Raw genomic sequence first — 12,867 nt, forward strand, 5'->3', positions numbered from 1 at the left:
TTCGGCTCGCAGGGGCTTTTAGCCGCCGTAGCCTTCCGGCAGGTCGTCTTCTTCCAGGAGCTCGTCCTTGGAGACTTCCTTCTCGTCGATCTTGGCCTTGCCGAAGATCAGGTCGACGACCTTGTCTTCGTAGATCGGGGCGCGAAGGGCGGCCTGCAGGTCGGCGCGCTGGCGGTACATGTCGAACACCTGCTGGGCTTGCGCGCCGTACTGGCGAGCTTCGCGCATGATGGCGTCGGTCAGTTCCTGGTCGGTGACGACGACGTCGTTCTTGCGACCGATCTCGGCGAGGACCAGGCCCAGGCGCACGCGGCGCTCGGCGATCTTCTTGTACTCGTCCTTCAGGGTCTCTTCCGACTTCTCGGCGTCTTCCGGCGGCAGGCCGCCACGGGCCTTGTCGGCCTCGACCTGTTGCCAGATGCCGGCGAACTCGGCGTCGACCATGCGCGGCGGCAGCGGGAAGTCGTGCTTGGTGTCCAGCACGTCCAGCAGGGCGCGCTTCAGCTTGAAGCGTGAGCTGTTGTCGTAGCGGCTGCCCAGGTTCGAGCGCAGCAGGTCCTTCAGAGCGGCCAGGTCCGACAGGCCCAGGCGCTTGGCCAGCTCGTCGTCGGCCTTGCCGTCGACCGGGGCGCGGACTTCGGTGACCTTGGTGGCGAACTCGGCGTCCTTACCGGCCAGGTCGGCGGCTTGGTACTCTTCCGGGAACTTCACCTTCACGACGATCTCGTCGCCCGGCTTGGCGCCGACCAGTTGCTCTTCGAAGCCCGGGATGAACTGACCCGAACCCAGGACGAGTTCAGCGCCCTCGGCCTTGCCGCCAGCGAACTCGACGCCGTCGATCGTGCCGACGAAGTCGATCAGCAGTTGGTCGCCGTCCTTGGCCTTCAGGCTCTTGCCGGTGCGCGGCTCATACGTGCGGGCCTGCTTGGCAAGCTCGTCCAGGGCCTCGTCGACCTCGGCGTCGCCGACCTTGTAGACCGGCTTGGTCAGCTCGATCGTCGCGGGATCGATCGGTTCGAACTCCGGCATCACCTCGACGGCCAGTTCGAAGGCCAGGTCTTCACCGCCGGCGATGACCTTTTCCATGTCCGACGACGGGTTCAGCTCGGGCTGACCAGCGGGACGCAGCTTGTTCTCTTCAAGGACCTTCTGGGTGGTCTCGTTCAGGGCCTGCTCGACGACCTCGCCCATCAGGGCCTTGCCGTACAGGCGACGGACGTGGGCAGTCGGCACCTTGCCGGGGCGGAAGCCCTTCACGTTCATCTGCGGGGCGACTTCAGCGATCCGCGCATCCAGGCGCGTGGCCAGTTCACTCGCGGGCACCGTGACGCCAAAAACGCGGCTGAGGCCTTCGCCCGACTTTTCAACGATCTGCATCGACATTCTTATTTCTCGGGTCCGGGTCGCCGCGCGCCCGAGCTCCGCCCTGGGGTCCAAAAGATCGACGCCGCCCGCGAAAGCCGGGGGCGGCGAAAGAGCGCCCTTATGTCACGACGTGCACGAGCATCCAAGAGCGGCGGCGAGAAAACTCATCAGGCGTCTGGATAATCGCGGCGGGTCGCGCTAGATCGACTGCCGCGCGGTTATGGCGGAATTGGTAGACGCAGCGGTTTTAGGTACCGCCGGGAGACCGTGGGGGTTCGAGTCCCTCTAGCCGCACCACATCATCGACCATTGGCGACCGGAGCTTCGGAAGCGATCCTGGCCCGCCAGTCGCGCGCCATGACCATGAAGGTCAACGAAGTCGACCAGCCGATCAGGATCAGCCCCACCAGCGGCTCCAAGCTCGCCAAGAGGCGCAGACCGCCAACCGGGTAGAGGTCGCCCACGCTTTGGGTGGTGTAGGTTTCCAGCGCGAACGAATAATACTGGAAGACGTCCGTCGGGGCCCGGCCGACGAACCGTCCGAAGTGCAGAACTTCAGCGCCCAGCCAGAAGCCGATGGCGAAAAGACCGGCCTCCAGCGCGTGAGCCGCCAGCACGCCGAAGATCACCGCCAACACCCGAAGCCTAGAAACCCCGGGGCGATCGATCAGCGACGTCGATATCACCCGCAGCGCTTCGTAGTGAATCAGCACCGCGAAACAGCTGACCACCAGCGCCAAGCACAGCCCTTCGGTGATGTTCATCGGCGACCTCTCGTCCTCGCGTGGCGAGGTTTCGGCGAAAATCGCGGCCGAAGCGAGACGGGCAAGTCAACGGCGGCGGTAGAGCTCGGCCAGAGCGGCCGGAGCCAGTCCCGGCAGATCCTCGGCGATCAATCCAGGGCCGTGACGGGCGCCGCACTCAGCATGGATCCAAGCGCCCGCGCAGGCCGCCTCGAAGCTCTCCATGCCCTGGGCGATCAGGCCCCCGATGAATCCGGCCAGCACGTCGCCCGATCCAGCGGTGGCCAGCCAGGGCGTCCCGTTCAGCGAGACGGCCGCCCGGCCATCCGGCGCGGCGACTACGGTGTCGGCGCCCTTGAGCAGCACCACGGCTCCGGCTTGGCTCGCCGCCTCCCGCGCCGCCGCGATCCGCTCGGGAGAGCCGGCCAACAGGCCCGGAAAGATCCGCTCGAATTCACCGGGATGCGGCGTCAGCACATCGTCGCGATCAAGGCAGGCGAACAGTTCCTCGGGATCGCGCCGGAAGCTGGTCAGGGCGTCGGCGTCGACCACGAGCGCCGCGCCGGTGCGGGCCAGGGCCGCCAGATTGCGGGCCGTGACCTCCCCTACCCCGGCCGCCGGACCGATGATCACCGCATCGGCCTGCTCGCCCGCGCTCTCCAGGTCGGCGTCCGTCTCGAACGGCGCCAGCATCACCGCTTCGAGATGGGCCGCGTTCACCGCCAGGGCGCTGGGCGGCGACAGCAGGGTCACCGCGCCGGCGCCGATGCGTAGGCCGCCACGCGCCGACAGCCGCGCCGCCCCGGTGTTCCAGGCCTCGCCGCTGACGACCTTCAACCGACCCCGCGTATGCTTGTGGGCGTCCAGCGCCGGCCAGGGAAAGCGCCGCTCCCAGAGCCTGGGATCGTTCTCGAACAGGTCCACGTCCTGGACGGACCGCAGGCCGATGTCGGCGACGACGATCTCGCCGCAGGCCTTGCGTCCCTCGACCAGCACATGGGCGCGCTTGCGGCGGTGGAAGGTCACCGTCAGGTCTGCGTGGAAAGCCGCCTCGCCCAAGGGTCGACCAGTATCGCCGTGAAGGCCCGAAGGCGTATCGACCGCGACGATGGCCAGCGGCTGCTCGCGGCACAGCCGCGCCAGCCGCGCGACCTCGCCCTCGAGCGGACGTGACAGACCCGCGCCGAACAGCGCGTCTATATAAAGAGCGCCGGCCGCCAGCTCCGTCGACAATGGTCGGGTTTCGCCCTTCCAGCGCGAAGCGGCCCGGCGGGCGGCGTCGGTGGATGGGGGATAGGCCACCTCGACCACCACCTGCCAGCCGCGCCGGCGCAGATGGCGCGCGGCGACATAGCCGTCACCGCCGTTGTCGCCGGGACCGCACCAGATCACCACCGGGCGACGGGCGTAGCGCGCGCGGACGGCCTGGGCCACGGCCTCGCCGGCCCGCTCCATCAGGACCGCCGTCGGTGTTCCCCCCGCGACGGCGGCGCGGTCGGCCGCGACCATCTCGGCGACGGACAGTATCTCTCGCGGCACGCCGACTCCTTAAAGGACCTGGCTTCGAGCTTCGCGCCCTTTCTCGATCAGGATCAAGCGGTCGCCGTCGATGTCGAAAACGGTGCGCGAACAATGGTCAGGTCGAAAGGCCATCACCTCGGCGCCGCCCGTCGCCGCCGAGACCGCCGCGTTCAGCGCCACGAAATGGCTGAACACGGCCGCGCCCCCATGCGCGCGCACGGCTTGGGCCACACTCTTCGTCCACGCGACATAGTTCAGGTCGCCGACGATCTCGTCCCAGCGCCCTTCGAACGCCCGACGCAGCCAGGCCGGCCGCTCCTCATGGCTGAGCGCCGCCGGGGTGGGAATCTCGCCGACGCGCGGATCGACGATGATCTCGACGCCCAGGGCGGCGGCCAGCGGCGCCGCCGTCTCGCGGCAGCGACGCAAGGGCGAGGACACGACGCGCGTCGGTCGCTGCGCCTCGGGCAGCGCCAGGATTTCCTTGGCGACGGCCACCGCCTGCGCCAGGCCCGCCTCGTCCAGGCCGGGATCCCCGTCGGCGTCGCCCCAGGTCGAGGCCGGACGGCCGTGACGGATGACGTGCACGCGGATCATGGCGCCCGATACCCGATGCGAAGGCCGCGTTCATCGCCACCCGCGCCGACATCGAACGCCACGATCGGAAAAGCGCCCAGATCGGCAAGAACCGACCCTTTGCAGCCCGCATCAAGACCCGCGCGTTCCGCCGCAACTTTCAGCAATTCCGGCTGAGATGGCGAATTTCCGCCATCTTCTCGATACGCGAATTGAGCTCCAGCGCCCCGGGCCAACGTGTCGTTGCGCAATTCCACCCCCGTTCAAACGAACGTTTTCCGCAATCGTAGGCGCCAAACGATGCATCGCAAGGCCATTTGGCAGCCATTCCGAAAATGCACACTTCATCGGCGCCATATGCGCAATTCTTGATCACATGCCTGCAACTCAATCGATCGGTCATGTTTGTCACGGGCGCTCGCTTGCGGCGCTCGGGGCGGCGTGATGGTTGCGCGCTCAGTGAAGGCGGTTCGCCGCCGACGGGCCCGAGTGGAACCGATGAAGAAGATCGAAGCCGTCATCAAGCCGTTCAAGCTGGATGAGGTGAAGGAGGCCCTGCAGGACATGGGCGTCCAGGGCATGACCGTGCTCGAGGCCAAGGGCTATGGCCGTCAGAAGGGCCATACCGAACTCTATCGCGGCGCCGAGTACGTCGTGGACTTCCTCCCCAAGATCAAGGTGGAGGTGGTCGTCGAGGACAGCCAGCTGGAACCCGCGCTGGAAGCCATCACCCGCGCCGCCCGTACGGGCCGCATCGGCGACGGCAAAATTTTCGTCTCGGACATCGCGGAAGTGATCCGCATCCGAACCGGAGAAAGCGGCCCGGCCGCCGTCTAGGCGTCTGGACCGTCAATACTTACGAGAGTTCTACAAAGGGGATACGGAATGACCACCGCCAAGGATATCCTGAACCTGATCAAGGAAAAGGACGTCAAGTACGTCGACGTCCGCTTCACCGACCTGCGCGGCAAGATGCAGCACGTCACGTTCGACATCGATCTGGTCGACGACGACTTCCTGAACGACGGCACGATGTTCGACGGCTCGTCGATCGCCGGCTGGAAGGCCATCAACGAGTCGGACATGAAGCTGCGTCCGGACCTGGACAGCGCCATCATCGACCCGTTCTACCAGCAGACCACGCTGGCCTTGTTCTGCGACGTCGTGAACCCCGACAGCGGCACCCCCTACAACCGCGACCCGCGCTCGATCGCCAAGGCCGCGCTGAACTACGTGAAGTCGGCGGGCGTGGGCGACACCGTCTACTTCGGCCCGGAAGCCGAGTTCTTCATCTTCGACGATGTGCGCTGGTCGACCTCGCCGAACAACACCGGCTACTCGTACGACTCCACCGAACTGCCGGTGAACTCGGCCAAGGAATATCCGGAAGGTAACATGGGTCACCGTCCGGGCCCCAAGGGCGGCTACTTCCCGGTGAACCCGGTCGACAGCTGCCAGGACCTGCGCGGCGAAATGCTGGCCGTCATGGGCGAGCTGGGCATGAAGCCGGAAAAGCACCACCACGAAGTGGCCCCGGCCCAGCACGAACTCGGCTTGAAGTTCGACACCATGGTCACCATGGCCGACCGGATGCAGCTCTATAAGTACGTCATCCACAACGTCGCGGCCGCCTACGGCAAGACGGCCACCTTCATGGCCAAGCCGATGTTCGCCGACAACGGCTCGGGCATGCACGTGCACCAGTCGATCTGGCAGGACGGCAAGCCGCTGTTCGCCGGCGACAAGTACGCTGGCCTGTCGCAGGAATGCCTGTGGTACATCGGCGGCATCATCAAGCACGCCAAGGCCATCAACGCGTTCTCGAACTCGACGACGAACTCGTACAAGCGCCTGGTGCCCGGCTACGAAGCCCCGGTGAAGCTGGCCTACAGCTCGCGTAACCGCTCGGCCTCGATCCGCATCCCGCACGTCGACTCGCCGAAGGCCAAGCGCCTGGAAGCTCGCTTCCCCGATCCGATGGGCAATCCGTACCTGACCTTCGTCGCCCTGCTGATGGCCGGCCTGGACGGCATCATCAACAAGATCGACCCGGGCGCGCCGGCCGACAAGAACCTGTACGACCTGCCGCCCCGCGAGCAGAAGAAGATCCCGGAAGTCTGCGGCTCGCTGCGCGAAGCCCTGGAAAGCCTGGACAAGGACCGCGCCTTCCTGAAGGCCGGCGGCGTCATGGACGACGATTTCATCGACAGCTACATTGAGCTGAAGATGGAAGAAGTGATGCGCCTGCAACTGCACCCGCACCCTGTCGAGTTCGACATGTACTACAAGTGCTGATCGCGTAAGCGTTAGGACGAACGAAGGGCCGGAGAGCGATCTCCGGCCCTTTTTCGTTGCGCCGCACAACAACAGCAGGCGCAAAGCTTGGGAATGACTTATTACTTATGGGCAGCGACTGAACAAAAATGTCGCAACTTCGCAACATAACCGCCGCAATCGCTCTTTTCGGGCTGAAATCGCATGGCGGGAGATATCCGGCGAGCCGAGACTTGGCCTATCGCAGCGCAAACGGAATCGCCCGCGAAACGCCCCATCCAGAGACGGCGGCGCGGGGCCAGATCACAACAGGATCTCTCTCCATGCCCAAGATCAACCGCTCCCTTCGTCACGCCTTGACCGTGTCTTGCGGCGCCGCCGCCCTCGCCTCGGCCCTGGCCGCAGCGCCGGCCGCCTTCGCCCAGGACACCAAGGTCGGCGAGGTGATCATCACCGCCCAGAAGCGCAGTGAAAATCTGCAGGACGTGCCCGTATCGGTGGCGGCCATCGGCGGCGAGAAGCTGCAGGCGACCTTCGCCGCCGGCGACGACATCCTGGCCCTGTCGGCCAAGGCGCCGGGCCTTTACGCCGAGTCCTCGAACGGCCGCGCCGCCCCGCGCTTCTACATCCGCGGCCTGGGCAACGCCGACTTCGACCTGGCCGCCTCGCAGCCGGTGTCGATCATCCAGGACGAAGTCGTCCTCGAGAACGTCGTGCTGAAGAGCTCGCCGATCTACGACCTCGACCACGTCGAAGTCCTGCGCGGCCCGCAAGGCACCCTGTTCGGCCGCAACACCACGGCCGGCATCGTCAAGTTCGACACGGTCAAGCCGAGCGAGGAGCTCAAGGGCCGTCTCGCGGCGTCGTACGGTTCGTTCGGCACCTTCACCTTCGACGGCGGCGTCGGCGGCGCCCTGGTCCCGGGCAAGGTCGCGGCGCGCGCCTCGGTGCTGTACCAGCACCGCAACGACTGGATCGACAATACCTACACCAAGGAAAACAACGCGCTGGGCGGATTCAATGAAAAGGCCGCCCGCCTGCAGCTGCTATTCACTCCGACCGAGAAGCTGTCGGCCCTGTTCAACGTCCACGGCCGCGACCTGGACGGCACGGCCGCGGTGTTCCGCGCCAACGTGCTGACCAAGGGCTCCAACAAGCTCAACAGCAACTACGACCGCGACAAGGTCGCCTACGACAACACCGCCAACAACCCGCAGAAGTACAAGGGCTACGGCGCGTCGGCCAACATCGAGTACGACTTCGACGGCGCCAAGCTGACCTCGATCACCGCCTACGAGAACACCCACGGCTACAGCCTGGGCGACATCGATGGCGGCAACCCGACCGGTCCCGGCTTCATCCCGTTCCAGTCCAACACCCAGGACGGCATCAAGAACCTGTTCCAGTGGACGCAGGAAGTGCGCCTGGCCAGCGACACCGACGGCCCGCTGAGCTGGCAGGTCGGCGGCTTCTACTTCGACACCAAGTACGACATCCGCACCGACCCGTTCTTCATGCCCGCCACCACCCTGCGCCAGAAGAACAAGGCCTGGGCGGTGTTCGGCCAGGCCTCCTACGCGGTCAACGATCAGCTGACCCTGACCGGCGGCCTGCGCTACACCGACGACGACAAGGACATGAACGTCGTCTCGGGCCCGAACCCGGCTCCGTCGGTCTCGGTGTCGGACTCGCAGGTCAGCTGGGACCTGTCGGCCTTCTACAAGATCGACGAGGACGTCAGCGTCTACGCCAAGGTCGCCTCGGGCTTCCGCGGCCCGTCGATCCAGGGCCGCGACATCGCCTTCGGCTCGCCGGCCTCGTCGGCGAAGTCGGAAACGATCATGTCCTATGAGCTGGGTCTGAAGAGCGAACTGATGGACCGCCGCGTCCGTCTGAACGGCGCGGTCTTCGCCTACACCATCGACGACCCGCAGTTCAGCGCCGTCGGCGGCGGCAGCAACTCCAACCGCCTGATCAACGCCAAGAAGGGCGAGGCCTACGGCCTGGAACTGGACAGCGAGTTCGTGATCACCCCGAACTTCGTCGTCACGGCCGGCTACAGCTACGCCCACACCAAGATCAAGGATAGCACGCTGGCCGTCGCGACCTGCGCCGCCTGCACCGTCACCGATCCGCTGAACGCCGCCGGCCAGGCCTTGGTGAACGGCAATCCGTTCCCGAACGCCCCGAAGTACACCTTCGACTTCACCGCCCGCTATGCCTACCCGGTGGCCTCGGGCGAGCTGTTCGCCTTCACCGACTGGAAGGTCCAGGGCTACACGAACATCTTCCTGTACCAATCGAAGGAGTTCTACACGAAGGGCGACTTCGAGGGCGGCCTGAAGCTGGGCTACGCCAACAAGGAAGGCGGCTGGGAAGTCGCGGCCTTTGCTCGCAACATCACCAACGAGAGCAACATCAAGGGCGCAATCGACTTCAACAACCTGACCGCGTTCGTCAACGAACCGCGTGTCATCGGCGTCTCGGTGGACGCGCGCTTCTAGGACCTTCGGGTTTTGCAGACAGGAAGGCCGCGGAGCGATCCGCGGCCTTTTCTGTTTGGGCTTAGGGCTTAGCCAGCCCGTGGCCGGTAACCGGGATGGTGTCGAAGTGCTGGGGGAAGCCGGCGATGATCGGCCGAGCCTTGGCGATGGCGGCCTGCACCGCCGGCAGCTTCAGAGACGCGGCGTGGGCGTCCTTGTCCGTCCAGACCTCGGTGATCCACAGCGCGTCGGCGTTGGCCGGGTCCTTGGCGATCACGTAGCTGAGGCAGCCGGGCATGTCGCCGGTGCTCTCGCCCAGGATGGCCAGCAGGTCGTCCCGCTTGCCGGGCGCGGCCAGCATCTGTCCGATCAGTCCGTACATGGGCGTCTTCTCCTGAGCTTGGGCGGCGAACGACAGCGCGGCAACCGCGAGGCCGCCGGTCAGCACGCCGCGTCGAACGATTTCGGTCATGGCTGTCTCCCCATTGAGCGCCAGTGTCGACCGGGACGGGCCTGATCCTGTCAGCATCCGTCCTCGGCTTGGCGCTAGGGCTTGCACGCGCCGGTGGAGGCGACGCTGACGCCCGCTCCCGCCGCCTGGCAGGCGTTGCCATAGGTCTTGCCGTCACAGCCGCAGACCGGCGCGTAGATCATCGGGCAGACATCCGGCTTTTTGCGGCAAGTCCCCGCCGCGTCGGCGATCGTCTTGCAGTGGCCGGTCTCCATCTGGCAGGTCAGGCCCGCCTGGCACTGGAAGCCGGCGAAGCCGCCGCACATGCCACCCTCGGCCACCGGCGTCCGGGGCGACTGGGCCGGCGGCGCGCCCGGCCCAGGCGTCGCCGGCGCCGTGCAGGCGGTCAGCACGATCATGGCGAGACAGGCGAGCAGACGGCGCATGGACGACCTCCGATAGACCAGCCGGTGGATTGAACGCGCGAACCGCCACCGGGGCGCCGCGCAATGAATTTGCTGGCGAATGCGTCCCGTGGGCGCTGTTCGACTTGATAACGAGGTTCTTTTCGTCTGTCCTTCCCGCCTCTGGGAGAGTCGGGGTTTTTCATGATCAGATGGCGTTCGGTGGCGATGGCCACGAGCCTGCTAGCGCTAGGCCTATCGGCCTGCGCGACGACCGGAACCACAGCGCCGTCCAAGCCGGCGGACAAGGCCGAGGCCAAGCCGCTGCCCAAGGGCCTGGACGGCCAGGCCTCGACAGGCTTCCCGTCGACCTATCAGCCCCTGCCCTCGCGCCCGACCGTCTTCATCGGCGCCACGGTGCTGACGGCCACCGGCCAGCAGATCGACAACGGTGTCGTCTTCGTCTCGGGCGGCAAGATCAGCGCCGTCGGCGGTCCAGACACCCCGATCCCGGCAGATGTCGCCGTGATCGACGCCAAGGGCAAGTGGATCACCCCTGGCATCATCGACGCCCACAGCCACCTGGGCGTCTATCCCTCGCCCGGCGTCCAGGCCCGCTCGGACGGCAACGAGGCCACCGATCCGAACACCGCCCAGGTCTGGGCGGAGCACTCGGTCTGGCCGCAGGACCCCGGCTTCAACCGGGCCCGCGCCGGCGGCGTCACGACGCTACAGATCCTCCCCGGCTCGGCCAATCTGTTCGGCGGCCGCTCGGTGACGCTGAAGAACGTGCCGGCCCTGACCATGCAGGGCATGAAGTTCCCGGGCGCCCCCTACGGCCTGAAGATGGCCTGCGGTGAGAACCCCAAGCGGGTCTATGGCGGCAAGAGCCGCTCGCCCTCGACGGCGATGGGCAACGTGTTCGGCTACCGCAAGGCCTGGATCGACGCGGCCGACTATGCCCGCAAGTGGGACGACTATCGCGCCAAGCAGCAGAAGGGCGAGAAGGGCGACGCCCCCAAGCGCGACCTGCAGCTGGAGACCCTGGCCGGCGTGCTGAAGGGCGAGATCCTGGTTCAGAACCACTGCTACCGCGCCGATGAGGAAGCGGTGATGATCGATATCGCCAAGGAGTTCGGCTACAAGGTCACGATGTTCCATCACGCGGTGGAGAGCTACAAGATCGCCCCCCTCCTCGCGAAGGAAGGCATCTGCTCGGCGACCTGGGCGTCGTGGACCGGCTTCAAGATGGAGAGCCTGGACGGCATCGACGCTAACGCCGCCATCCTCTGGAAGGCCGGCGCCTGTGTCGTCATCCACTCCGACGACCCGATCATGACCCAGCGGCTCAACCAGGAGGCCGCCATCGCCATGACCGCCGGCAACAGGCTGGGCTACGGCATCAGCCGGGCCGAGGCGATCAAGTGGATCACCGCCAACCCGGCCAAGGCCATGGGCATCGGCGACAAGACCGGCAGCCTCGAGCCCGGCAAGGCCGCCGACCTGGTGGTCTGGAGCCGCGATCCGTTCAGCGTCTACGCCCAGGCCGACAAGGTCTTCATCGACGGCGCGCTGATCTATGACCGCCAGGACAAGCGGTTCCAGCCCAAGTCCGATTTCGAACTCGGCCAGCCCGGCCAGGGAGCGTTCAACTGATGATCCGGTCCCTTCTTCTCGCCGGCGCAGCCTGCGCCCTGGCTCTTCCCGCCGCCGCCCAGACCGTGGCCATCGTCAACGCCCGGATCGAGCCGGTCTCGTCCGCCGCCATCCCGAACGGCGTGCTGGTCATCACGGACGGCAAGATCGCCGCCGTCGGCGCCGGCGTGGCCGTTCCGGCCGGCGCCAAGGTGATCGACGCCAAGGGCGGGGTCGTCACCCCCGGCCTGGTCGCCCCGGCCTCGAACCTGTCGGCCTCCGAGATCGGCGGGGTGCGCGAGACCCGCGACGACGGCACCGGCAGCGCCCTCAGCGCCGCCTTCGACATAAGCTACAGCGTCAATCCGGCCTCGCCGATGATCGGCTTGGCCCGCGACGGCGGGATCACCAGCTCAGCCGTCACCCCCGTCCTGTCGGGAACCGGCGGCGGCGCTCACGAGCATGCCGACGACGGCGTTGTCGAGGAGATGACCGCTGGCAAGGACGGCGCGGGCGATCCGCCGCTGTTCGGCGGCCAGGCCGCGTTCATCCGCCTGAAGGCCGGCGCCCCCGACATCGTCGAGGCCTCCAAGCTGGCCGTCACCGTCTCGCTGGGCGAAAGCGGGGCCCGGGCCGCCGGCGGTTCGCGCGGCGCCGACCTCGTCCTGATCCGCTCGGCCCTGGAGGACGCCCGCGCCTTCGCCAGCCGCCGCGCGGCCTTCGAGCAAGGCGCCACCCGCGACTTCGGCCTTTCGCGCCTGGATCTGCAGGCCTTGATCCCGGTCGTGCAGGGCAAGACGCCGCTGCTGATCCGCGTCTCCCGCGCCGCCGACATCCGCCAGGCCCTGAAGCTGGCGGCCGAGGAGAAGATCCGCGTCGTCCTGGAAGGCGTCGAGGAAGGCTGGCTGGTCGCCGCCGAGATCGCCAAGGCCGGCGCGCCCGTCATCGTCGATCCGCAGGCCGACCTGCCCGACAGCTTCGAGACCCTGGCCTCGCGGCTGGACAACGCCGCCCGCCTGAACGCCGCCGGGGTCACGGTGGCGATCAATGGGGCGCGGGACTTCAACAATCTGCGCCAGGAGCGGCTGAACGCCGGTCTGGCGGTCGCCAACGGCCTGCCCTACGCGGCCGGCCTGGCCTCGGTCACCCTGACCCCGGCCAGGATCTGGGGCCAGGACGGCAAGATCGGCTCGCTGGATGTGGGCAAGCTCGCCGACGTCGTGGTCTGGAACGGCGATCCTCTGGAGACGACCAGCTGGCCGCTGAACGTCTTCGTCGGCGGCGTCGAGCAGCCGCAGGACAGCCGCCAGACCCAGTTGCGCGACCGCTACGCCGCCACCGACGGCAGCGGCTACCCGCCGGCCTATCGTTGAGCGTGACGATCCGCTCCCGGCATCAGCTGGGGGCGGATTTCG

At 67.0% G+C, this 12,867-nt stretch carries 12 protein-coding genes and 1 tRNA gene; 6 read left to right on the forward strand and 7 right to left on the reverse strand.

Translation table 11 applies throughout. The annotated features are described in order from the left end of the window. Nucleotides 1–18 precede the first annotated feature (18 nt). Nucleotides 19–1,377: a trigger factor gene (gene tig / locus MZV50_RS14325; protein WP_289781867.1), complete on the reverse strand. Its 1,359-nt coding sequence runs from the start codon at nucleotides 1,375–1,377 to the stop codon at nucleotides 19–21. 202 nt (nucleotides 1,378–1,579) lie between these two features. Between tig and MZV50_RS14330 the strand changes: the two genes are divergently transcribed. After that, a tRNA-Leu gene (locus tag MZV50_RS14330) sits at nucleotides 1,580–1,662 on the forward strand. Nucleotides 1,663–1,664: 2 nt separating this feature from the next. On the opposite strand, the gene MZV50_RS14335 is transcribed toward MZV50_RS14330, so the two are convergent. From MZV50_RS14335 to MZV50_RS14350, 4 genes are all read right to left on the reverse strand, one after another. Then, complete coding sequence (locus MZV50_RS14335; protein ID WP_252629838.1) at nucleotides 1,665–2,129, reverse strand: potassium transporter Kef; 465 nt, start codon at nucleotides 2,127–2,129, stop codon at nucleotides 1,665–1,667. A 66-nt stretch (nucleotides 2,130–2,195) separates the two neighbouring features. After that, nucleotides 2,196–3,647: an NAD(P)H-hydrate dehydratase gene (locus tag MZV50_RS14340; protein WP_252629839.1), complete on the reverse strand. Its 1,452-nt coding sequence runs from the start codon at nucleotides 3,645–3,647 to the stop codon at nucleotides 2,196–2,198. A 9-nt stretch (nucleotides 3,648–3,656) separates the two neighbouring features. After that, nucleotides 3,657–4,226 carry a histidine phosphatase family protein gene (locus MZV50_RS14345; RefSeq protein WP_252629840.1) on the reverse strand — a complete coding sequence of 190 codons (570 nt, stop codon included), beginning with the start codon at nucleotides 4,224–4,226 and terminating at the stop codon, nucleotides 3,657–3,659. After that, nucleotides 4,223–4,456, reverse strand: coding sequence for a hypothetical protein (locus tag MZV50_RS14350; RefSeq protein ID WP_252629841.1), 234 nt, complete (start codon nucleotides 4,454–4,456; stop codon nucleotides 4,223–4,225). Before MZV50_RS14350 ends, MZV50_RS14345 begins: the two co-directional genes overlap by 4 nt. 247 nt (nucleotides 4,457–4,703) lie before the next feature. Here MZV50_RS14350 and MZV50_RS14355 point away from each other — a divergent pair, with 247 nt between their 5' ends. The 3 genes from MZV50_RS14355 to MZV50_RS14365 all read left to right on the forward strand — a co-directional run bounded on the left by MZV50_RS14355 (nucleotide 4,704) and on the right by MZV50_RS14365 (nucleotide 8,983). Then, entirely contained in the window at nucleotides 4,704–5,042 is a 339-nt protein-coding gene (locus MZV50_RS14355) for a P-II family nitrogen regulator (RefSeq protein ID WP_125158582.1), read from the forward strand. 48 nt (nucleotides 5,043–5,090) lie between these two features. After that, complete coding sequence (glnA, locus tag MZV50_RS14360) at nucleotides 5,091–6,500, forward strand: type I glutamate--ammonia ligase (protein ID WP_252629842.1); 1,410 nt, start codon at nucleotides 5,091–5,093, stop codon at nucleotides 6,498–6,500. A 302-nt stretch (nucleotides 6,501–6,802) separates the two neighbouring features. After that, a complete protein-coding gene (locus MZV50_RS14365; protein WP_252629843.1) occupies nucleotides 6,803–8,983 on the forward strand; it encodes a TonB-dependent receptor in 2,181 nt (726 codons plus the stop codon). A 61-nt stretch (nucleotides 8,984–9,044) separates the two neighbouring features. On the opposite strand, the gene MZV50_RS14370 is transcribed toward MZV50_RS14365, so the two are convergent. Both MZV50_RS14370 and MZV50_RS14375 read right to left on the reverse strand, forming a co-directional pair. Beyond that, on the reverse strand, nucleotides 9,045–9,434 hold the full coding sequence (locus tag MZV50_RS14370; protein ID WP_252629844.1) for a putative quinol monooxygenase: 390 nt from the start codon (nucleotides 9,432–9,434) through the stop codon (nucleotides 9,045–9,047). Between the two features lie 74 nt (nucleotides 9,435–9,508). Beyond that, on the reverse strand, nucleotides 9,509–9,859 hold the full coding sequence (locus MZV50_RS14375; RefSeq protein ID WP_252629845.1) for a Kazal-type serine protease inhibitor family protein: 351 nt from the start codon (nucleotides 9,857–9,859) through the stop codon (nucleotides 9,509–9,511). A gap of 162 nt (nucleotides 9,860–10,021) precedes the next feature. Between MZV50_RS14375 and MZV50_RS14380 the strand changes: the two genes are divergently transcribed. Both MZV50_RS14380 and MZV50_RS14385 read left to right on the forward strand, forming a co-directional pair. Then, on the forward strand, nucleotides 10,022–11,473 hold the full coding sequence (locus tag MZV50_RS14380) for an amidohydrolase (RefSeq protein ID WP_252629846.1): 1,452 nt from the start codon (nucleotides 10,022–10,024) through the stop codon (nucleotides 11,471–11,473). Beyond that, a complete protein-coding gene (locus MZV50_RS14385; RefSeq protein WP_252629847.1) occupies nucleotides 11,473–12,825 on the forward strand; it encodes an amidohydrolase family protein in 1,353 nt (450 codons plus the stop codon). The genes MZV50_RS14380 and MZV50_RS14385 overlap by 1 nt, the downstream gene beginning before the upstream one ends. Nucleotides 12,826–12,867 lie beyond the last annotated feature (42 nt).

It is taken from the genome of Caulobacter segnis (genome assembly GCF_023935105.1).
In the GTDB taxonomy this organism is placed as follows: Bacteria; Pseudomonadota; Alphaproteobacteria; order Caulobacterales; family Caulobacteraceae; genus Caulobacter; species Caulobacter segnis_B.